The 21,444-nt window shown below is 66.5% G+C and carries 20 protein-coding genes and 1 other RNA gene; 5 read left to right on the plus strand and 16 right to left on the minus strand.

Annotation, left to right across the window (positions count from 1 at the left end):
• Positions 1-636 precede the first annotated feature (636 nt).
• Both OZ10_RS05590 and OZ10_RS05595 read right to left on the minus strand, forming a co-directional pair.
• On the minus strand, positions 637-1,050 hold the full coding sequence (locus OZ10_RS05590; protein WP_039564111.1) for a VanZ family protein: 414 nt from the start codon (positions 1,048-1,050) through the stop codon (positions 637-639).
• Entirely contained in the window at positions 1,038-2,291 is a 1,254-nt protein-coding gene (locus tag OZ10_RS05595; RefSeq protein WP_184389875.1) for a class I SAM-dependent methyltransferase, read from the minus strand. The genes OZ10_RS05590 and OZ10_RS05595 overlap by 13 nt, the downstream gene beginning before the upstream one ends.
• On the opposite strand from OZ10_RS05595, the gene OZ10_RS05600 reads away from it, so the two are divergent.
• Positions 2,290-3,027 carry a pteridine reductase gene (locus OZ10_RS05600; RefSeq protein ID WP_039564112.1) on the plus strand — a complete coding sequence of 246 codons (738 nt, stop codon included), beginning with the start codon at positions 2,290-2,292 and terminating at the stop codon, positions 3,025-3,027. The genes OZ10_RS05595 and OZ10_RS05600 overlap by 2 nt on opposite strands.
• A gap of 57 nt (positions 3,028-3,084) precedes the next feature.
• A non-coding RNA gene (locus OZ10_RS20550) (sX9 sRNA) lies at positions 3,085-3,157 on the plus strand.
• A 131-nt stretch (positions 3,158-3,288) separates the two neighbouring features.
• Here OZ10_RS20550 and folK read toward each other — a convergent pair.
• The 5 genes from folK to OZ10_RS05625 form a co-directional block, all read right to left on the minus strand.
• Positions 3,289-3,804, minus strand: a complete 516-nt coding sequence (gene folK / locus OZ10_RS05605) for a 2-amino-4-hydroxy-6-hydroxymethyldihydropteridine diphosphokinase (protein ID WP_039404399.1) — start codon at positions 3,802-3,804, stop codon at positions 3,289-3,291.
• A gap of 89 nt (positions 3,805-3,893) precedes the next feature.
• Positions 3,894-5,396, minus strand: coding sequence for an ATP-binding response regulator (locus OZ10_RS05610; protein WP_039564113.1), 1,503 nt, complete (start codon positions 5,394-5,396; stop codon positions 3,894-3,896).
• A gap of 3 nt (positions 5,397-5,399) precedes the next feature.
• Positions 5,400-5,840 (minus strand): response regulator, encoded by a 441-nt coding sequence (locus OZ10_RS05615; protein ID WP_039404375.1) that lies wholly within the window; start codon positions 5,838-5,840, stop codon positions 5,400-5,402.
• The gene (locus tag OZ10_RS05620; RefSeq protein WP_039404373.1) at positions 5,837-7,648 is read right to left on the minus strand and encodes a sensor histidine kinase; all 1,812 of its coding nucleotides are present in this window, start codon (positions 7,646-7,648) and stop codon (positions 5,837-5,839) included. The genes OZ10_RS05615 and OZ10_RS05620 overlap by 4 nt, the downstream gene beginning before the upstream one ends.
• A gap of 286 nt (positions 7,649-7,934) precedes the next feature.
• Positions 7,935-8,324, minus strand: coding sequence for a BON domain-containing protein (locus OZ10_RS05625; protein WP_039404371.1), 390 nt, complete (start codon positions 8,322-8,324; stop codon positions 7,935-7,937).
• A gap of 149 nt (positions 8,325-8,473) precedes the next feature.
• Here OZ10_RS05625 and OZ10_RS05630 point away from each other — a divergent pair, with 149 nt between their 5' ends.
• Positions 8,474-9,532: an oxidoreductase gene (locus OZ10_RS05630; protein ID WP_039404369.1), complete on the plus strand. Its 1,059-nt coding sequence runs from the start codon at positions 8,474-8,476 to the stop codon at positions 9,530-9,532.
• A gap of 398 nt (positions 9,533-9,930) precedes the next feature.
• Here OZ10_RS05630 and gnd read toward each other — a convergent pair whose 3' ends face one another.
• The 8 genes from gnd to OZ10_RS05670 all read right to left on the minus strand — a co-directional run bounded on the left by gnd (position 9,931) and on the right by OZ10_RS05670 (position 18,499).
• Complete coding sequence (gene gnd / locus OZ10_RS05635) at positions 9,931-10,872, minus strand: phosphogluconate dehydrogenase (NAD(+)-dependent, decarboxylating) (protein ID WP_039404367.1); 942 nt, start codon at positions 10,870-10,872, stop codon at positions 9,931-9,933.
• A 20-nt stretch (positions 10,873-10,892) separates the two neighbouring features.
• Positions 10,893-12,269: a hypothetical protein gene (locus tag OZ10_RS05640; RefSeq protein WP_425598929.1), complete on the minus strand. Its 1,377-nt coding sequence runs from the start codon at positions 12,267-12,269 to the stop codon at positions 10,893-10,895.
• A gap of 91 nt (positions 12,270-12,360) precedes the next feature.
• A complete protein-coding gene (locus tag OZ10_RS05645) occupies positions 12,361-12,741 on the minus strand; it encodes a glycine zipper 2TM domain-containing protein (protein WP_039404365.1) in 381 nt (126 codons plus the stop codon).
• A gap of 125 nt (positions 12,742-12,866) precedes the next feature.
• Positions 12,867-13,646 carry a DUF2242 domain-containing protein gene (locus tag OZ10_RS05650; RefSeq protein WP_039404363.1) on the minus strand — a complete coding sequence of 260 codons (780 nt, stop codon included), beginning with the start codon at positions 13,644-13,646 and terminating at the stop codon, positions 12,867-12,869.
• A gap of 73 nt (positions 13,647-13,719) precedes the next feature.
• Positions 13,720-14,784, minus strand: a complete 1,065-nt coding sequence (locus OZ10_RS05655) for a DNA methyltransferase (RefSeq protein ID WP_039564116.1) — start codon at positions 14,782-14,784, stop codon at positions 13,720-13,722.
• Positions 14,777-15,892, minus strand: coding sequence for a hypothetical protein (locus tag OZ10_RS05660; RefSeq protein WP_039564130.1), 1,116 nt, complete (start codon positions 15,890-15,892; stop codon positions 14,777-14,779). The genes OZ10_RS05655 and OZ10_RS05660 overlap by 8 nt, the downstream gene beginning before the upstream one ends.
• A 22-nt stretch (positions 15,893-15,914) precedes the next feature.
• Entirely contained in the window at positions 15,915-17,318 is a 1,404-nt protein-coding gene (locus OZ10_RS05665) for a nicotinate phosphoribosyltransferase (RefSeq protein WP_039404359.1), read from the minus strand.
• A 125-nt stretch (positions 17,319-17,443) separates the two neighbouring features.
• Positions 17,444-18,499: a bifunctional nicotinamide-nucleotide adenylyltransferase/Nudix hydroxylase gene (locus tag OZ10_RS05670; RefSeq protein WP_039404357.1), complete on the minus strand. Its 1,056-nt coding sequence runs from the start codon at positions 18,497-18,499 to the stop codon at positions 17,444-17,446.
• Between the two features lie 182 nt (positions 18,500-18,681).
• On the opposite strand from OZ10_RS05670, the gene OZ10_RS05675 reads away from it, so the two are divergent.
• Positions 18,682-19,545 carry an endonuclease/exonuclease/phosphatase family protein gene (locus OZ10_RS05675; protein WP_039404355.1) on the plus strand — a complete coding sequence of 288 codons (864 nt, stop codon included), beginning with the start codon at positions 18,682-18,684 and terminating at the stop codon, positions 19,543-19,545.
• Positions 19,546-19,629: 84 nt separating this feature from the next.
• On the opposite strand, the gene OZ10_RS05680 is transcribed toward OZ10_RS05675, so the two are convergent.
• Complete coding sequence (locus OZ10_RS05680) at positions 19,630-20,535, minus strand: LysR family transcriptional regulator (protein WP_039564118.1); 906 nt, start codon at positions 20,533-20,535, stop codon at positions 19,630-19,632.
• A gap of 88 nt (positions 20,536-20,623) precedes the next feature.
• Between OZ10_RS05680 and OZ10_RS05685 the strand changes: the two genes are divergently transcribed.
• Positions 20,624-21,367 carry a sulfite exporter TauE/SafE family protein gene (locus OZ10_RS05685; protein ID WP_039404351.1) on the plus strand — a complete coding sequence of 248 codons (744 nt, stop codon included), beginning with the start codon at positions 20,624-20,626 and terminating at the stop codon, positions 21,365-21,367.
• Positions 21,368-21,444: the final 77 nt, after the last annotated feature.

Raw genomic sequence — 21,444 nt, forward strand, 5'->3', positions numbered from 1 at the left:
ATGGTGGGCGGGCAAGGGCCCTGCAGCGACGGCCCGGATGATCAGCTCTCCGCCTGATCTGGCCGTAGTGAACAATCAGGTTGAGACCCATGCGCTGTGCGCATCGTGATCGCTTGGCTGTCTTCAAGTCTGGTCGAGGGCGCGGTGCCCTCACCGCTCGCGGGACACGCCGCAAGTACGTCCCTGTAGGCTCGGTGGCGGCATCCATGCCGCCACACGGTCCCGCAATCGGCAAGGACACCACGCCAGACAGTTGGTTGGTGGTTTTATTGAAAGCAAAGGTCACCGCATCGCCAGCCTGATCGTCGCTGGTTTATATCCATGCGGACCGACCAACTCGACTGGTCCTTGCCCGCCTACCGTCGCGGGACCCTTGGCGGCATGGATGCCGCCACGGAGCTTACAAGGATGTACTTGCAGCGTGTCCCGCGATGGTGGGCGGGCAAGGGCCCTGCAGCGACGGCCCGGATGATCAGCTCTCCGCCTGATCTGTCCGTAGTGGACAATCAGGTTGAGACCCAAGCGCTGTGCGCATCGTGATCCCCCGGCTCTTAAAGCATGGTCGAAGGCGCCGCACCCTCACTGCCAGCAGGACACCCCATGAATCTGCGGCCCTCCCCATACCGTCTTGCAGAATCAGCGTGCACCAAACAGACGCTGATCCATTCGCAGCATCACCAAGCGCAGCGGCGTCCATGTCAGGCACAACCCGGCCAGGATGCCCAAGGTGTCGGCCAGCGCGTCATAGGGATCGGCACTGCGATTGGTGGTCAGTGCCCCCTGCGCAACCTCGATCCCGATCCCCAACAGCACCAACCCGAACGCCGCCAGCAACAGCGCCCGTCGCGTTGCGAACAACTGCACCGCCCCCCAGCACAACAGCGAAAAACTCAGGAAATGTTCGGCCTTGTCGCTGTTGGACGGCAGCTCCGGAAATTCTGGCGGCGGCCCCAGGCACACCGCAATGAGAACGCCGATGGCCGCGACCCACAATCCTACCCACACACGCGGCCGATGGAACGGCCGTAGCGCCGGGGTCACAGCCGCCACGTAAGATCGCCGGCCAGGAATGCAGGAGCGAAATCCACATCGCGCGAGAACCCCATCACCTGGAAGCGCTCGCCCATCTCGCTGGGCAAGGTCAGCCGCTTGATCTGCTCGCGCAGGCGCATGCGCCCCACGTCATCGGTGCGCGTCTCGGCCTGGGCCAGCAAGGCATCCAGCCCATTACCCAGCAGGAAACTCGCCTGCGTGCAGTAGCCGGCCAACTCGAAACCGGCACCGGTGCCGGCCTCGGCCAATGCGGTGAAGTCCACCGACGCCGTCAGGTCCTGCAGACCTGGCCAGCGATACAGGTCTTCATGCATGCGATGGCGATAGAACGCCCGCAAGGTGCCGTCCTCGCGCTGCGCACGATAGAACTCGCCGCGCGGATAACCGTAATCGACAAACAGCATTGCACCGCGTTTCAGACCGCCGGCCACCGCCTGGATCCAGTACGGCAGCTGTGGCAGCAACTCGGAGCGGTACCCGTCGGCAAACGGCTGTTGCAGGTAGCGCTCGAGGTGGCGCACCGCCGCGCTCAACAACGCATCGGCCGGCTGCTCGCCACGTGCAAACTGCTGCTGCGCGTCCAGGACCACGGTTTCCTCGTAGACCTCGCCATCGCGCAACGCGAACCGCGGCGTCGGCAATGCATCGATCACCTCGTTGGCGAACAGCACGCCATCCCAATCGTCGGGGAATGGCGCATCCAGCCACTCGACCAGATCGAACACCGGCGGAATCAGGCTGCGGCCCAGGCGCTCGCGCTGCCGCTCGCGCAGGTCGGCGCTTGGCTCCAGGATCGCGTAGCGCTCGGGTAGCGCATCCAGCTCCAGCAACCGCTTGAGGGTGACTTCGGCAAACGCGCCGCTGCCGCCCCCCACTTCCAGCACCCGCGCCTGCGGACCGAGCTGCTGCAGCACCGGGGCCAGCGCACCGGAGACGGTGGCAGCAAACAACGGCCCAAGCTCGGGGGCGGTGACAAAATCACCAGCCTCGCCGAACTTGCTAGCGCCGGCGCTGTAATAGCCCAGGCCCGGCGCATACAGCGCCAGCTCCATGAAGCGCGAGAACGGAATCGCACCCCCAGCGGCCTGGATTTCGGCGCGCAGGTGCGCGGCCAACTGGTCGCTGTGCGCCAGCGCGTCCGAATCGGGAGTGGGAAGGTCGGCGTGCATGCGGGCACCGGTTGCGGGGACAATGCACAGGATAGCCGAGCCCTCTGCAACGCCGAGCGAGTACGCCATGACAGACAGTTCCAAGGTGGTGTTGATCACCGGTGCAGCCCGCCGCATCGGCGCGCAGATCGCCACCACGCTGCACGCAGCCGGCTACCGCGTGGCCTTGCATGCGCACCACTCCGGCCAGGCGCTTGACGCACGCGTGACCGAACTGTGCGCACAACGCGCCGGCAGTGCGCACGCCCTATCTGCGGATCTGCGCCTGCCACAGGCCCCTGCGCAGTTGGTGGCCGAATGCATCGATGCGTTCGGTCGCCTGGATGCGGTGGTCAACAACGCCTCGGCGTTTTTCCCCACCGTCCTGGGCGAGGCCACGCCGGAGCAATGGGACGCGTTGTTCGCGGTCAATGCGCGTGCGCCGTTCTTCATTGCCCAGGCCGCCGCGGCGCAGCTGCGTCAGCACCATGGCGCCATCGTCAACCTCACCGACCTGCACGCGCAGCAGCCGATGCGCAACCACCCCATATATGGCGCCTCCAAGAGCGCACTGGAGATGCTCACCCGCTCGCTGGCGCTGGAGCTGGCGCCCCAGGTGCGCGTCAATGCGGTGGCGCCCGGCGCGATCCTGTGGCCGGAAGAAGGCAAGCCCTCCGACGCCAAGCAGGCGCTGCTGGCCCGTACCCCGCTGGCGCGCATCGGCACGCCGGAAGAAATTGCCGAGGCCGTACGCTGGCTGCTGGACGACGCCGGTTTCATCACCGGCCACACCTTGCATGTGGATGGCGGCCGTCAGCTCAGTTAGAGCGGCCAGCACCACGACTGCACAGCTGCCAGGCGCGCGGCCGGTGCCGGGATCGGCATGTGCCGCTCGCGCCGATTCATGCGCGCCGACCGCGCCCACACCCGACACTGCTCGCTACGGTTTGTCGGCCGCTCTTGGGGCTTGCGTGCCTGCACGCGCGGCTGCGACGCCGGACACCTTCGCCGATCACAGCGCATCCACCCGATCGCCCTGCGCTACACGCAACCACCGTGGCGCAGTGACGCCGGTCGGGCGGCGGCGCTACTGCGCGATATCGGCCGTCGCCGCTGCGGGCTCCAGGTCCACCGTGGTGAAGGCAGCGCCGTACTGCGCATGCGCCTGCCAGAGCGCGGCCAGCGTCTGCCCGCTCAATGGATCGACGAAGTCCGGCGCGATGTCGGCCAGCGGCTTCAGCACGAACGCGTGCTTGAGCTCGGGGCGCGGGATGCGCAGCTGGCCCGGGCCTTCGATGATGCAATCGCCGAAGAACACCACGTCCACATCCAGGGTACGGTCGCTGAAGCGTGGCCCGCTGCGATCGCGGCCGTGCGCGTCTTCCAGCGCATGCAACCAGTGATCGAGCGCATGCAGCTCCAGATCGGTCTGCAGCGCCACGGCGTTGTTGACGAAATCCGGCCCGTCGAAGCCCACGGCCGGCGTGCGATATGCCGGGGATACCGCGAGCGGGCCAAAGCGCGCGCGCAAGGCCGCCACGGCCAAGCGCAGGTAATGAGTCGGCTGGACATTGCTGCCGAGGCTGAGAAGCACGGTGGTCATGCGGTATTCGCGCATGCGGCCGGCGTCAGCGTCAACTGTTGCGGCATGCCGGCGGTGATCCGGCACGCACGCAGCGGACCGATGCGGCCTCAGGCCACTTCGAGCGCGTGCGCCACGGCACGGAACACGCGGCGCATCTCCAGCGGTTTGCGCAATACATGCACCGGGATATCCGGCGGAAAGTGCCCGCGCTGCAACGGCGCGCCCATGTCTTCCAGCACGATCGCCGGGCCCTGATACCCCAGCTCCTGCATGCTCAGCAGCACGCCCACCGCAGACAGCAGGATGATATCGCTGTCGATGATCACCAGATCCGGCATGGCGTGCTGCTGCACCAGCTGCAGCGCGGCAGCGCCATCGGTGGCCAGCTGCGGCTGATAGCCCTGACTGGACAGGGCATTGCCCAGCAGCGACAGGCGCGTGGCCTCGCCATCCACCAACAGGATGCGCTGCCCGTGGCCCAGCGCGAGCGGCGGGTCGGCCTCGGCCGCCACGACTGCCGCCGCACGCATCGGCACGATCATGTCAAAGCGCGTGCCCTCGCCCAGGCGGCTGTCGACCTGGATGCTGCCGCCGTAGCTTTCCACGATGCGCTTGCACGAGATCAGGCCAAGCCCGGTGCCATCGGCCTTGGTGGTGAAGAACGGGCTGAACAGGCGTGCGCGGGTTTCGTCGCTCATGCCCACGCCGGTATCGGCCACGCTCATGCGGACGCGCGTGGCATCGTGCTGATCGGCCGCCAGAATCAAGGTGCCGCCGCCGGGCATCGCCTGGATCGCATTCAGGCCCAGATTGAGCAGGCACTGCTGCAACTCGGTGTAGTTGGCTTCGATGGTCAGCTCCGAGGCGATGCTGTCCATCTGCAGGCGCACCCCGTCGGGCAGGCTGCTCTTGAGCAGCATCTGCACGGCCTGGAACAGGTTGGCGATGGACACCTGCTCGCGCGGCTTGTTGGAGCCGCGCACGAACGAGAGCATCGACTCGGCCATCTCGTGGCCGCGCCGGCCGCACTCGGCCACCACATTGGCCAGCTGCCGCAACTGCGGGTCGTCGGTGCGCCCGGCCAGCAGGTCGGGCACGATCAGCAACGGCTGCAGGATGTTGCGCAGATCGTGGCTCAGGCCGGCCGCCAGCATCGCCAGGCTTTCCAGACGCTGCGCGCGCATCAATTCGCTCTCCACGCGCTGGCGTTCCAGATCGGCGCGCGCCTCGCGGATCGCGCGCACCACCGCACTCGGCAATCGCGTTGGGTTGTGCTTGATGATGTAGTCGTTGGCGCCATCCTGCAGCGCCTTGACCGCGGTCTCCTCGCCCATGGTGCCGGAGACGAAGATGAAGGGCGTGGCGCCGTTCTGGCGCACCAACCGCAGCGCCTGGTGACCGGAAAACCCGGGCATGCTCAGGTCCGACAGCACGATGTCCGGCTGGAACGTATCCAGCGCGCTCCGCAGCGAGGGCTCGCTGTCCACGCGCTCGAACGCCGCATCGATGCCGGCATCGAGCAACTGATCGGACAACAGCTCGGCATCTTCCGGTGAATCTTCCACCAGAAGGATCTTCAGCTGCTCCAGATTGCCACCCTCATGCGGCATGGCTCAGTCCAGCTCCGGTGCCTGGTTGATCACCGCCCAGAAGGTCCCGAGCGTCTTGACCGCGTTGAAGAACTGGTCGACATCCACCGGCTTGACCACATAGGCATTGACGCCCAGGTCCCAGCTGCGCGCCAGGTCGCTCTCTTCGCGCGAAGAAGACAGGATCACCACCGGCAGGCGCTTGAGCGTCTCGTCGCTGCGCACCTGCTTGAGCACTTCCAGCCCGTCCAGGCGCGGCATCTTGATGTCCAGCAGCAACACCGCCGGCAGGCCTTCCTCGCGATCGGCGAAGGCGCCACGGCGCAGCAGGTAATCCATCGCTTCCACGCCGTCCTCGACGTGCACGATGGGGTTGGCCAGACGGGCTTCGCGCAAGGCGTCGACCGCCATTTCCGCATCGGCCGGGCTGTCTTCTGCCAGAAGAATGGTACGAATGGCGGTCATTCGGTGAACTCTTGGTTGGGCGCTTCGAGCGCAGGGGGAAGCACGAAATAAAACGTGGCACCTTCATCGACGATGCCTTCGGCCCAGATGCGGCCGCCATGGCGCGTCAGCACGCGCCGCACGCTGGCCAGACCAATGCCGGTGCCGGCGTACTCGCTGGCCTTGTGCAACCGCTGGAACACGCCGAACAGCTTGGCGCTGTACTCCATGTCGAAGCCGGCACCGTTGTCGCGCACGCTGAACTGATGGCCGCCATCGGCCATCGGCGTATAGGTGACCTCGATCTTGGCCACCTCGCGCTTGGCGCTGTATTTGACGGCGTTGCCCAGCAGGTTCATCCATAGCTGACGCATCATGTTTTCGTCGGCCACCAGCACCGGCAGCGGCGCAATCTGCCAGTCCACACGGTGGCCGGTATTCTCGCTCTGCAGGTTGGAATCCAGGATCGCGCGGGTTTCGGCGACCAGCGATTGCATGTCCACCGCCTGCAGCCGCAACGCACTGCGGCCCAGGCGCGAATACACCAACAGGTCGTCGATCAGCGAGGCCATGCGCCGCGCCGAGGAGCTGATCACTTCCATGTAATGGCGCGATTTTTCGTCGGCTGCATCGCCCAGGTGGCGCGCCAGCTTGTCCGAGAAACCGGCCACGTGCCGCAACGGCGCGCGCAGGTCGTGCGAGACCGAATAGCTGAAGGCTTCCAGCTCGCGGTTGACCTCCGAGACCTGCTCCACCTTGCCTTCCATCTGCCGGTTGAGCTCCTGGATGCGCAGCTGCGACGCCTTCTGCAGGCTGATATCGCTGACCGTCATCAGCACCACGTCCTCTTCGGCGGTGTCGGGCAACGGCATGCGCCGCGCGTTGATCAGCATGGTGCGCAACACGCCATCGGCGCCGCGCTGCTCATGCTCGAAATCCCACAGCTCGCGGCCGCGCAGCAACACATCGGCCAGCCGCTGGTGGATCTGCGGATCGCGCCACGCGCCCTCGCCCACCTCGTCCAATGCCATCAATTCGTTGCCGCGATCCTCCAGGCCATACAGCTCGGCGAAGGCCGGGTTGTGCAGCACGATGCGCTGGCTGGCATCCAGCAACACGATCGGCTCGCGCACGGTCTGCAGCACCGAACTGGCACGGCCGTTGGCGCGCAGGTATTCCTGCTCGGCCGCCAGGCGACGACGGATCTGCCGCTGCAGCAGCCAGATCACCGTGGCCAGCAACAGCAGCTGCACCGCCAGCGCGGCCCAGCTCAACACTGCGTAATGCAGGCGCTCGGTCTCGGCGCGCGCATTGCGCAAGGTCAGCAAGCGTCCCTCGGCGACCTGCACCTCGTCGATCAGCACGCGGATCGGGTTGCTCAGCGTCATCTCGTTGATCAGCGCGCGGATCTGCTCCGGCGAGGTGGTCACGGCGATGCGCTCGGCCAGCACCATCCGCCGCTCGATCGTGCTCTGGATCCGTCCCAGGCGCACCTGCTGCGCAGGATTGTCTTTGGTCAGTTCGATCAGACGCTGCACTGCAGCGAAGGCTTCGCTGCGCCCGCGGCGCATGCGCTCCAGCAGCGCCGGGCGCTCGACGCCGTGCGACCGCATCAGCGCAGCCGACTCGGCGTTGCGCATCGCCGCCTCCAGGCGCTGCGCGTTTTCCTGCACATCCTGGCTGTGCGACACCCACACCGCCGCCTGATTGGCGTTGTGCGCCATCTGCTGCAACAGCAGCGACGGCACCACGACGATCAGGCACACGGCGACCGCCAATGAAGGCAGGCGCCAGCGATCCCATCTGTCTGCTTGGACCGTTGTCTGCATTACCAGGTCTGTCTTCGCTCGCTGCGTGTGCCCGGGACCAGCCGGCATTGTCTCCGATTGCGCCCCGAACGAGATTAACGATTCAGCAAATCAGCTGCCATCGTGACATAGCTGAATGGGCATATCATACGTGCAGCAAATGTGAAAACCGCGAGAGTATCCGGTAGCGCTGCAGCTTCCCCGACGCCGGCAGCAAGGCAACAAAAAGGCGCACTCCTGGGGAGTGCGCCTGGTGCTCGGTCCCGCCGCCTCGCCTCGGCCGGCCCGGCATTCGCAGCGGCTGCGCTTACTTCTTCGCAGCGGTGACCTTCAGGCCGGTCGACTTGACGCTCTTGACGCCTTCGATGCCCTTGGCGACGGCCACGGCCTTGTCGTGCTCGGCCTGGGTGGCCACCGTGCCGGTCAGGGTCACGATGCCGTTCTTGGTCTCGACCTTGACGTCGGTGCCCGACACATTGTCGGTAGCGAGCAGGTCGGCCTTGACCTTGGTGGTGATCCAGGTGTCGGTCACCGGCTTCTTGGACTCGTTGATGTTGTCGGCAGCATGGTCCTTGGTGGCGTGATCCTTGTGCGCACCCATGTCCTGCATTGCGGCGAACGCCTGCGAGGCGCCCAGGGTCAGGCCGAGCGACAGCGCCACTGCCAGCAGCTTGCGTGCATGCATCATGTTCTTCATCCGAGACGCTCCTGTTGAATGTGCGTGGAGCTTGCGGTGGCGCTCGTCGAGCAGACGTGACCGCAACATGCAGAGGTTGTGAACCCGGCGCACACAGGCGTGTGCAATACCATGCTGGCTTCCTCCGTCGTTGCGATGAACCGTTTTCAATGCCTAAACCGTTCAATCTGGCCGTTGTCGGCTACGGCTATGTGGGCCACACCTTCCACGCCCCACTGATCGCCAGCACGCCTGGCCTGCGGTTGCACAGCGTGGTGTCGTCCAAGCCGCAACAGGCGCAAGCCGACTACCCCGACGTCACCGTGGTTGCCGACCTCGACAGCGCACTGGCCGACCCTGCGCTCGACGCGGTCGTCCTTGCCACGCCCAACCACACCCACGCGCCGTTCGCGCTGCAGGCCCTGGCCGCAGGCAAGCATGTGCTGGTGGACAAGCCATTCGCACTCGACGCCACGCAGGCACGCGCCATGGTCGATGCGGCCGCCAACGCCGGGCGCGTCATCAGCGTGTTCCAGAACCGCCGCTGGGACGCGGACTTTCTCACCGTGCGCCGCCTGATCGAAGAAGGCCAGGTGGGTGAGGTGGTGGAATTCCATTCGCACTTCGATCGCTACCGCCCGCAGGTACGCGACCGCTGGCGCGAAAGCGATGCTCCCGGTGCAGGCCTGTGGTACGACCTGGGCCCGCATCTGCTGGACCAGGCCCTGCAATTGTTCGGCACGCCGCAGGCCATCGCTGCGGACCTGCAGCGCCAGCGCAGCCAGGCGCGCAGCGATGATTATTTCCACGTCACCCTGCATTACCCGCGGCTGCGCGTGATCCTGCATGCCGGCTCGCTGGTGGCCGACAACGGCCTGCGCTTTGCCGTGCATGGCACGCGTGGCAGCTATCTCAAGCATGGTTTGGACACGCAGGAAGACCAGCTACGTGCCGGACGCCGTCCGGGCACGGTGGGCTGGGGGGTGGACCCGTTGCCTGGCACGCTCACCCGCATCGACGACGAAGGGCGTGTGCACAGCCATCAACCCGAAAACCTGCCGGGCGATTACCGCCAGTGCTATGCCGCCTTCCGCGATGCGCTGGCCGGCACTGGCCCGGCGCCGGTGGACGGCGCCGACGCGGTGCTGCTCATCCACTTGCTGGAGCTGGCGCAGCGCAGTGCCGCCAGCGGCCAGGTGCAGTGGCTGGATGGCGCACGCGGCCTGTAAGGCCACGATCAACTACACGGTGCGCGCGGCCACATAGCACGCGCATCAACATGCGAGCTTGCGCTGTCGGTCCGCAAAAGCATCCGGCGATGATGCGCCTGTGCTGCGCACGCCGCGCGGGTGACGACGATGCAGCGCCATCGATCGTGATCGAACAGCACCTGCGTTGTCAGCGGGTGCACGGCTGCCCGGAAAGCGCATGACGTCGGATTATGCGATCCGTCGGTGCAGCCAATACGCCTGAGCGCTGCGCTGTTCGAACCTGCGGCGAACCGCATGCTTGCCACAGACGGCTTGGCGTGAGCTTTCGCGCAACACGCATGACCCTGACAGCACACCGCCCCAACCCGACGGCCACGCCTGCCGCAAGGCACGCGTGGCCGTCTGACGGATCGCGCTTATGCGTCCTTGCTGCCGATCGTCGGCGCGGCGGGGGTGGTGGTCATCACCGCATGCCCACCGAACTGGTTGCGCATCGCCGCCAGCAACTTGTCGGTGAACGAATCCTTGTCGCGCGAACGCAGCCGCTCCATCAACGACAGGGTGATGATCGGTGCAGAGACTTCCAGATCGATCGCCTCGGCCACCGTCCAGCGACCTTCGCCCGAATCGGCCACGAACGGCGCGATACCGGCCATGGTGGGGTTGTGGCGTAACGCGTCGGCGGTCAGATCCAGCAGCCACGAGCGCACCACGCTCCCGTCGCGCCAGATCTCCGACACCTGGTGCAGGTCCAGCGCAAAATCGCTCTTGTGCTGCATCAACGCAAAGCCTTCGGCATAGGCCTGCATCATTCCGTACTCGATGCCGTTGTGGACCATCTTGGTGAAATGGCCGGCGCCGCTCGGGCCCACCCGGCCCCAGCCCTTGTCGGGCGCAGGCGCCAACGTGGCCAGGATCGGGTGCAGCGTGGTCACCGCCGCTTCCTCGCCCCCCACCATCAGGCTGTAGCCTTCCTGCAGGCCCCAGATGCCGCCGCTGGTGCCGCAATCGACAAACGCGATGCCACTGGCCTGCAACTGCGCCGCACGCCGCTGCGAATCCTTGTAATACGAATTGCCGCCATCGATGACGATGTCACCGGCCTGCAGCAACGGCAGCAGCTGCGCCAAGGTGTCGTCGACGATCTTGCCGGCCGGCACCATCAACCACACCACGCGCGGGCTGGGCAGCGCTGCCACCAGCGATGCCAGTGCATCGGCCGTCACGATTCCCTTGGCCTGCGCACTGCTGCGTGCGGCCGCGCCCGGATCGTACCCATGCACAACGTGTCCGCCGTGCACCAGACGCTCGGCCATGTTGGCACCCATGCGGCCCAAACCCACCATACCCAGTTCCATAACGACTCCTCGTGATCTGATCAGTGCAGGGTGCCACGGCCGGCGTACGCCGGCGTCGCGGAATCCTCAATGGATTGTTCCGTGGCAATGTGCCCAGCGCACTGTTGCAGCTGCCAGTCGATCCATCGCCAATACAACGTGGTGCGCAAATTGTGCAGGGTCAGGTCGATCGCATACGGCGTGCGCGGGTTGCGGTCGAGAAGGCGCGCCACGTGGTAACCGATCGGCTTGACGCCCTTGGGATGCACATAAACCAGAAACCCCTGATAGAACGGGTCGTCCAGCAGCGTCTGCAGCTGGTGCAGCCGTGCCTGCTGCTGCGCATCCAGGGTCGCGCGCAGCTGCGCATCGCGCTCGTACAGCAGGCGCTCGAAACGCCGCTTGCCCGGTCCACGCAACGGCTGAGCCAGCTCCCAGATCTGGCGGTTGAGCGCGTCGTAATGCGCAAAGCCCCCGTGCTGCGCCAGGGCTAGCGCGGCGGCATCGCTGACATCCACCACCACGAAGTTTTCGGCCTGATTGTGGATATCGTCCAGAAACGCCTTGTCGAACACATGCGCGATGAAACCCGGCGCACCGGCGAAGGCCTGCCGCCCGAGTTGCGAGGTCTTTACCGCCTTGCCGTCGGCAAAAAAATCGCCGGCATGTGCGCCGAGCAGAATGCTGTCGGTGTCGTGCAAGGTCAGGAAGGTGCCGATCGACAACTCGCCAGGCGTAAACACCTGGTCGAAACCCGCGTCGCCGTACAACTCGCGCTGGGTGGCGAGCTGGGCAACCTGCCGCCCCACGCCGCATTCAGAGCGCACCCGCCCCCGGTAGAACGCATCCAGTGCCTGTGCGTTGCTGCCTCGCGGCTGATAGCCGCGGCCGAGACTGCGAAAGCCGCTCCACCCTTGCGCGGCCGCACCGCGCCAACCGAAGCCAATCCAGCCCAGCTGCAGCGCTGAAAACCGATACCCAGGATTGTCCTGCAACTGGCTTACGGCGCGGCGCGTTGCCGCACCGACCTCGAACGCGTAAGCACACTGGGTGGCGCTGTCATCCAGCAACGCCGTCAGCGACGCGCGGCGCTGTTGCGCATCCCAGGCGGCCGGCACGGTCAACTTCAGGTCGCCGGCAGCACGCGCCTGCGCAAGCGAGCCGCGCGTGCACGGCGCACCACGCTCGATGACCGGTGCAGATACGGCGCCGCGCTCGATCCTCCAGCCCAGCCGGCGGAGCAGCCCTTCCACGCAGTCGGCGCTGGCCGCGGTTGCGGCCGCACTGGGCGCCGCGCCAGCGACCTGCTGCACCTGCGCAACCAACACGGCAACGGTGCACACCACCGCAGCAACGCGGTGTCGCGTTGCATGTCGCATCAGCAGGTGTTGCAGTGTGCGGATCCGGAAGGCGCGCATCGGTCAGCGGTCGACTCGGCAGCACGCAGCCGCCTTGGCAATAAAGAAAGCCCCGGCAGGGCCGGGGCTTATGACAGTCACCACATCAGGCTTAGTGACGTTCGCAGACGCGCTCGACCTGGCGGTTGCCATTGGCCTGCTGGCGATTGCCCTGGATGGTGCGGCCTGCCGCGCCACCGGCTACTGCACCGGCCACCGTGGCCAGCTTCTTGCCGTTGCCGCCGCCGACCTGGTTGCCGAGCAGGCCGCCGATCGCGGCGCCGGCAACGGTACCGCCGATGCGATTGGGGTCGGTCGAGTTCTTCTGCACTTCCACGTTACGGCAGCGCACGCGGGTGCCGTCGGAGAATTTGCGGCCTTCGTCCGCCTCGGAATACCGCTGCTGATGCGAGTAGTTCTGCGCCTGTGCAAACGTGCTCGTCGCCATCAGGCCAATCAGGGACATACCCAGCAAGGAATTACGCATCTTCATCGTCGGTCTCCATCGTTCTCGCCCATTCGGCGAGTCATGGCTGCACTCTGTTCGCTGCGTCGAGAACACGACGTGAAGCGCACGCCCCTCTATTCAGGCTTTGGAGCGGTGCGTGAACCGCGCCATCACGGCTGCTTGGCGGGCTCGCTCTGTGGCACATCGACCGGCGCCGGCGGCGGGTCCTGCGCTTCCACCGGCAACGGTGCAACCGGCGGCTGCGCCACGGTGCTGGATGCGGCCGGCGGCGTGGCTGCGGCAGCTGGCGTGCCGACTGCCGGCGCAGTGGTGGATGCCGCTGCAGGCACCGGCGCGGGCGGGTGCGGAGCCACAGGTGTCGGTGTCGGCGCAGCGCTCGCTGCGGCGGGCGCCACGTCGGTCACCTTGGGCAGATACGAGTTCAGGCGTTCGAAGAAGCGCTTGTAGAAGGCCGCATCCTGCACCGTGGTGCTGGACACGCGCACCAGCGAGTCGCCACTACTGCCCACCGGCAACGACAACGAACCCAGCACGCCGACGCCCACGCTGGCCGAGGTCGAGCTCTTCTTCAGTGCGTAGCGATCCTGCAACGCACTGACGAACACCTGCGCCTTGCCGCCATCCTGGGTTGCGCAGGAAATGCGCAGGTTGAGCTGCTCGCTCTGCTCGGCTTCCTTCAGCTGGAAATTCTTGCTGCCCTCCACTGCCGCGGCGTCGGCGCGCGTGACCGCGTAGCCCTGGCTCAGCAACACGCGGCGTGCGGCTTCGCAGGCCTGTGGCGAACTGGCCGCCACACTGCGCGAATAGGTGTCATCGGAATTGAACGACTCGCGCATCAGCATCGTGTCGCCCTTGCTGCCACCGCAGCTGACCAGGGTTGCCAGCGCGCCGAGCAGCGCGCCACGCGCGATCAGGGAAGTGCAAGACATTGGGAGATTCCATCATCCAAAACCGCTCAAAGCATAGCCGCAAGCCATGTGCGCGCGGCGTCGCGTTGCCGGCTCAGGGCACCGGCGGTTCATCCGCTGGCAGTTGCAGGTCCAACTGCAGGCGGCTGCCGTCGGCACCGATGCGCTCGGCGCGCAGGTAGTGATGGGCGCGCACCGCCGCCAACGGCACAGGTGCGCGGCACGGCTCGCCCCACAGGCTCAGGCTGAAGCCCTGCGCCTGCAGCCAGCTGGTCAGGCAGTCCCAGAGCGGCTGCTCGGCAGCCAGCATCAGATCCAGGTCCGCCGGGCCGTCCGGCACCAGCGTCGGCGACTGCAACCAGCGCGCGTAACTGCCGTGCAACACCACCGGCAGGCCCAGCGCCTGCACCGCCTGCAGCAGTTGTGCCGCCTGCTGCAGGTCCATCCGGGCATGGCAGCGCTGGAAGATCAGTGCGTACTCGTGGCTGCGGTTGCTGTCGGTGCGCGCGTGGGGCAGCGCATCGGCCGGGCGCTGGTAGCACAGCACGCGCTCCTCGTGCAGTGTGAACAGGCTGCCCACCAGCCGCCCTAGGTCCCACGCCTGCGGCAGCAAGCGCCCGCCGATGCGCACGTTCTGGACCATGGCCACGCCGAATGCACCTGGCCGCATTCGCCGCCGTAGCGCGTGGAATATAGCGCGCATTCCCGCGAGATAGCTGGCGTAGTCGGCACTGGCATACAGCTGGCCCGGCACTGTCTGCCCGCGCCACTGACAACCGAAGTACGGCACGTTGGTCAGGCATAGATCAACCGTTGACGCCGGGGCGGCATGCACCAGGCTGCCGACCACGATCGGCGCCGTCACCCCGTGCCGTTGCAGGCGCGTGCGGGCCAGCTGGGCGCGCCCGGCATCGATCTCCATGCCGTGGGTAGCGCGACCTTCGAAGGCCGCCGCCAGCAAGGTGCTGCCAAACCCGCAGAACGGGTCGAACACCTGCTCGCCCGGCTGGCTGAAATGGCGCACGAACGGCCGCATCTGGTTGACCCATCCGCAGTCGCGCCCGTTGAGTGGATCGGCGGCCCGTAGATCATCGGGCAAGGCCCAGGCCGCATCGTCCGCCGCCGGCGTCCACCAGCTGCGCTGATCGAACTCATCCATCGCGCGCTTCCGCCCCGGCGGCGTCCCACAACACATCTGCGTCCGGGTCCCAACCTGCGCACAGGCGCCCATTGGCAAAGAACACCAGCTTGTACACATCCCCGGTGGCGTGACGCGCATGCATCGCGGCATAGTCGGCGCTTTCGAATACCACCTGCATGCCGTCCGCGCTGCGCAGGCGCACATTCCAGAAGTAATACCCTTCGGTCATGCTGTCCAGCTGCCAACGCGACCACCACGGCTGTTGCATGCACTCGGCCAGCAATGGCTCCACCCCGACGCGATGCTGTGCGATGTAGCGCCAGGTGCCATTGCTGCGATACGCATCGTCCAGCCGCGACAGCTCACGGAAGATCACCTGCTGTCCACCACAGCTGCGTGCCCAGTCGATGTACTGCGCAACATCATCGGCACTGCACACACCGCCGCGTTGCACGATGCAGACCAGGCGTACCGGCAGACGCGCAGCCAAGCGGCGGGCGGTCTGCAGGAAGACGCCCGCCTCGGCAACCGGCTCGCCGGGGCGGAAACGCATGATCGCATCGTTGCGCGCCTGCACTGGATGGTGGCGCGACAGCTCGATCCACGACAGGCCGAACTGCAGCAGTGCCTCGAGCAAAAGGCCGCCATGCGCACGCGCCAGACCGGCGCCGTTGCTGTACAGCACGCGCTGCTCGACCTGCGGACCCTCGGCGGTGGTCGACAAGGTCTGCAGCAAGGTCTGCAGCCAGTCCGGATCGTCGGTCATTTCCAGACCGGACAATGAATACGACAACGGCACTGCGTGCAGCAGCTGCAATACCTCACGCAGCTGCCTGAAATAGGCGGGCCCCGGGCGCAGCATCGAGGCCGCCGGACCACTGCCGTGCTGGCGCAGGTTTTCCGAACAGAACCCGCAGCGTGCCGAACAGGGCCGCACCGACGCATACGGGGTGAATGTGATCGGCAATGCTGCGCGCAAGCGCCGTGCGCCGATCTGCAGCCGGTGCCAGCGGCCGGCGTCGTCTTGCAGCGGCACGCGCTGCTGCAGGCTCGGCGCTGCGGCGCGCAGCTGCGCCAGCAGTGCCGAGGGGGGCAATGTAGACCCCGCATCGCTGCAGGCGGGCATGCTCATTCCCGCCTGCAGGCCATCAACGGCGTGCAGCGTCGGCACGCGCGCGCACCTGCTCCAGCGTCCACTCCTGCTGCATCGCGCCGTTTTCCCACACCGTCACCAAGGCGTCCTCACTCTCGGCATGGGCAGCCACTTCATCGAGCAACGCACTGCGATAGCTGCCGTCGCGACGGTCGCGCAGCAAGGTCAGCCGGCCACGCTTGCTCTGCTTGCCCTGGTCGGTGATCGGGTCCTTGTAGACATCGATCCACTGCCCGTCCACACGCACCGCCGAACACTTCAATGCAAACTTTTGCGTGTCGCGGTCCACCTTCTGCAGCAGCGCCCCGCCCATGCCGAAGGCGACATTGTCGGCGGCATAGCCGGCGGCAGTGATGCGCTCCAGGATCGCGCGCAGCGAGGTGGGGTTGATGCCATCGCCCTGGATCACCCGTACGTGGTTGAGCACCTTGTAGCCCTTGCCATTGACCTGATGGCCGAACGCCTCGTCCAGCAGCGCCAGGCACTGCTCGACCACGTCCACCGGGTCGCCGGAGTCCGGACGGATCACCACCGTTGCGCCCGATGCGACGATTTCCTCGCGCAGGGTCGTGCCCCAATGTTCGCGAATGGCGCGGTAGATGTCGTAGCTGTCCGATACCACCGCCACGATCGATCCCGGGCGTGCGAACTGCGTCAGCATGTTGCGATACGCGTCCACCTCGCGCTCGCGGCCCCAGCTGGTGATGGTGCTGTGCTCGGCTGCCGGGATCGAATAGCCGGCCACCGGCGTGTGGTAATGCGCACGTGCCAGCAGCAACGCCGACAAGGTGTCGGTGCCGAGAAAATTCACCAGGTGTGCGGCACCGCCCAATGCAGCCGAGCCCAGGCTGGACACGCCACGCGCACCGAAATCATGCAGCTTGAATGGCAGCTGCCCTTCCGGATCGTCGCTGGTACGCTCCAGGTAATCGCGCACGATCTGCTTGACCTGCCAGCTCACCGTGGCCACCGTCACCGGGTACCACACGCGCAACAACAGGGTTTCCAGATACGAGGGCACCCAGAACGCCTTGGCGTCGGTGGACTCGATGGTCATCAACACGTTGTGGGTGGGCACCACCGCGCCCTCGGGCACCGCGCGGATGCGGATCGGCAGTTGTCCGCCCAGCCGGTCGACGATGTCGCGCCAGCCGGCTTCGTTGAACGGTTCGCCATGCGCGGCCAGCAATGCTTTCGCATCGTCGATATCGGCATGCGTCACCGGCCGGTTGATCGCTTCTTTCAGGATCGACTGCAACCCGAAGAACACCGTCTGGTCGTACACGCCACCGCGCGATTCGACATAGAAAAACGAGGCATCGGTGCCGGGCGGATATTGCAGCCAGTGGCTGGCCTTGTAGCTGTCGGTGTTGAGCAGCAGGTTATCGAGGTAATGCATGACGGAAGCTCCTTCGCGTCGGGTAAACCAGCGGTCTGTCCGCCGGTGGGAGGTCGTGGATCAGGCAAGCCCATCGCACCGTGCCGACGTCGGTCGGCGGCAGCACGCAGGCGATGGCAGCGCCCTCAGCCACGGCCCAGGCAAAATTCAAGAATATGCAGGTGGTCTTCGTACAGGCGCGGCCCCATCGCCATCACTTCGGCGATCGGAATCCAGCGCGCCTTGTCGGCATCGTCGCCGCCACGCACCGCAGGCAACTCCCCCGCAGGAAATTCGAAATGGAACGCATGGGTGATGGTGCGCCCGCGCAGACTGCGCTCGGGATGGTCGAATACCTGGCGGCCGCGTAGGGAGCCCTTCAGCACCGGCACCGGCACCTTGAGCCGGGTCTCTTCGCGCAGCTCGCGCAGGCAGCTTTCCAGCAGGCCTTCGTCCTGAGCGATGAAACCGCCCGGCAGCGCCCACAGGCCCTTGCCCGGTTCGGCACGACGCCGCACCAGCAGCACATGCCCCGAATGCACGACCACCGCATCGGTGGTCACGAAGGTCGGCGCATACGGCGCATCCTTCCACGCGGCACGGTACTGCTCGATGAAGCGGTATTCGGCCACCAGCTGCGCATAACTGGGCGAGTTGCGCCGGAACGCCTCCAGCATGTCGTACACCGGCGCGGGCACGTTGCCACGCAGCATCAACAGCCCGCCATGAAACCCGATGTCGCCGGCCTCGAACAGATAACGGCGTAATTCGGTGGCCGAGAGGGTGGCGGTGTGCTGCACATCTTCCAGCGGCCACTGCGGAAACTCACGCAGGTAATAGCTGCTGGCATCCTTGTCCATGCCGATCAACCCGATACGCGCATCCGGCGTGCCGCCATCGGCTTGCACGGCCTCGGCAACCTGACGCTGCACCTCGGCAATCCACAGGCTTTCGTTGTACAGATGGTCGCGCAGCGGCCGCAGGATCAACCGCTCGCTTTCACCCGGCAACGCAGACTCGATCATCACCGCACGTTCGGCGACGGTCCATGGATTGCGGATGGTGCGAGGGGTGTCGGCCGAGCCGATCAACACGATGAGCTTGCGCGCCTTGCCCAGCGCGTGGCGGGCGACGGCGGCATGGCCGTTATGAAAGGGCTCGAAACGCCCGATAAACACGAGATAGTCGTACGGTGCTGCCATGAGAATCCCTCACGGTTGAGTGGTGAGGCCAGCGGTCTATCCGCAGGCCTGCAACAAATGCTACGCCGTTGCGCAGGGACGTCAAGCGTGCAGTGGCAGCGACGGACCCCACCGCCGCGCTGTCACGGCCGTCATCATTGCTGGCTAGACTTGGCGTCTTGTTTCTTCGGGAATCTGCCTGCATGCCACGTCCGATCACACGCGCACTGACGCGCTGCCTCCTTGCCATCGCCCTGCTGTGCATCGCCTTGCCGGCACTGGCCGCACCGGCCATCGCACCGTTGCGCGTGATGTCGTTCAACGTGCGGGTTCCTGCCGACACCGAGGGCGACAAGCGCTGGCAGGTGCGCCGCAGCGCAATGGTCGCCTTGATCAGGCAGACGCATCCGGATGTGTTCGGGACGCAGGAGCTGGTGAGCGAGCAGGCCAGCTACCTGGCTGCACAGCTGCCCAACTATCGCTGGTTCGGCCAGGGGCGACGCGGCGATGACAGCGACGAACACATGGGCGTGTTCTACGACACGCGCGCGCTCGATGTCGTGGAATCCGGCAATTTCTGGCTCTCCGACACGCCAGAGGCCCCCGCCAGCATCACCTGGGGCAACGTGCTGCCGCGCATGGTGACCTGGGCATTGTTCGAACGGCGCAGCGACAAGCGGCGCTTCTACCTGTTCAACACGCACTTCCCCTATCGAGACGAAGACGAACCCGCGCGCGAACGCAGCGCGCAGCTGATCCTGTCGCGCATTGCGCAGCTTCCGAGCGAGATCCCGGTGGTGCTGACCGGCGACTTCAACAGCGACCCCGACAAGATCACCTACCCCACGCTGACTGCCGTGCTGGGCGATGCACGCGCAAAGGCATCAAAACGCAGCGGACCGGAAAAGACCTTCCAGGATTTCACCACTCACCCGACCCGGCGCATCGACTGGATCCTGTTCCGCGGGCTGACGCCAACGCACTTCGTCACGCTGGATGACCGCCCCGGCGGCGTGTTGCCGTCAGACCACTATCCGGTGCTCGCCGAGTTCGCCTGGCCGCGCTGAGCGCACGCACGCGGGATTGGTCGGTTGATTGGCTGATTGGCTGATTGGTTGGTTGGTTGGTTGGTTGATGGTCAGCACGCTCGCTTACGGAGGCTGAATCCCTGCCTGCGCTGCGCTTGCCTGCAACCATTCCAGCAAGGCCTGCAGGATCGCCGAGGGCCTGTCGCGCCACACGATGGACAGCTCGCGCCGCGCCCAGGGTTCGTCCAGCGGCACGGCCACCAGCTGCTGGCTGACGCTGGAGCACGCCAGCGCGGCGCGCGGCACGATGGCCACGCCGATGCCGCGCGCCAACATGCGGCACAGCGTTTCGATCCCCGGAACACGCGCGCGGATACGAAGGTGCACACCCGCCCGTGCCAGATGGGTGCGCAAATGGCGCTGCAGGGCGTTGTCCACCGATAACGCCAGCAACTGCATGTCGGTGAGATCGGCCAGCCGCAGCGCGGTCGCGCCGGCAAGCGGATGGCCGGCCGCAACCGCCACGATCAGGCGATCATGGCGCAATGGTCGCCGCTGCAGGCCAGTGAAATCCGCATGCCCGGCGACGACCGCCAGATCCGCGCGCTCGTCGCGCACTGCATCGGCGGCCTCCTCGCTACCCCATTCGGCCAGGGTCAGGTCCACCCGTGGATGCGCCAGCAGGAAGTCGGCCACGCATTCGGGCAGCCATTCCGACAGCGCCGCCGTATTGGCGGCCAGCCGCAGGCTGACCTGCCCGCCCGCGCCGTAATCGCCCAGTTCGGTACGCATCGCCTGCGCTTGCCGGGCCAGCGTGCGGGCGTGGCGCAGCAAGACCTGGCCGGCAGCGGTAAGGGTGACGCCACGCCGGCCACGCTCGAACAGCGCCGCGCCGACCTGCAGCTCCAGCGCGCGGATACGGGCGCTGGCGGCGGCCAGCGACAGCGCCACGCGATCGGCACCGGCGGTGATGCTGCCGGTCTCGGCCACCGCCACGAAGATCCGCAGATCGACGAACTCCACTTGCATTGCGCACCCACAGCCTTCGGCGTGGACGAAGTCTGCCTCAAACAAAGACAGCTTGCCGTGTCGCCACCGCCGCCGGATCCTGCCCGGCATGACTGATGATCGATTGCACTGGGTCCTGATTGCAGGCGTGTTCCTGCTGGCTGGCGGGGTGAAGGGTGTCGCGGGGATGGGGCTGCCCACCGTGGCGATGGGCCTGCTGGGGTTGTGGCTACCGCCGAGCCAGGCAGCTGCGCTGTTGGTGCTGCCTTCGTTGGTGACGAATCTACAGCAGGCCTGGGGACCGGCACCGGGGGCGCTGTTGCGGCGCATCTGGCCGTTGCTGACGCTGATGAGCGTGAGCACCTGGCTGAGCGTGGGTGTCATGATCGGCGGCAACCCACGCAGCCTGCGCGCCGGGCTCGGCGCCCTGCTGGTGGCCTACGCGTTGCTCGGGCTGGCGCGCTGGCAGTGGACGCTGCCACCCCGCCATGAACGCTGGGCCAGTCCGTTGACCGGCCTGGCCAGCGGCCTGCTCAACGGCGCCACCGGTGTCGTGGTGCTGCCGGTGGCGCCGTATTTCGCCGCGCTGGGGCTGCCTCGCGAGATGCTGATCCGCGCATTGGCAGCCTGCTTCGGCACCGCAACGCTCGCGTTGGCCATCGCGTTGGTCTGGCACGGTGGCGTGCCGTTGTCGGCGGGGGTGCCGTCGCTGCTGGCCTTGCTGCCGACGGCGCTGGGGGTCTGGGCCGGCACCCGGGTCCGGCGGCGCATTTCCGCCGAGACGTTCCGGCGCGTGTTCTTCTGCACCCTGCTGCTTCTGGGCCTGCAGGCCTGCTGGCAGGCGCTGAACTGAGACGCGGCAGGCCGTTGCCACTGTACGGCCGGCGCGGTGCATTGGCCCAAAACAAACGCCACCGACAGGCGGTGGCG

The sequence above is a fragment of the Xanthomonas cannabis pv. cannabis genome (assembly GCF_000802365.1).
In the GTDB taxonomy this organism is placed as follows: Bacteria; Pseudomonadota; Gammaproteobacteria; order Xanthomonadales; family Xanthomonadaceae; genus Xanthomonas; species Xanthomonas cannabis.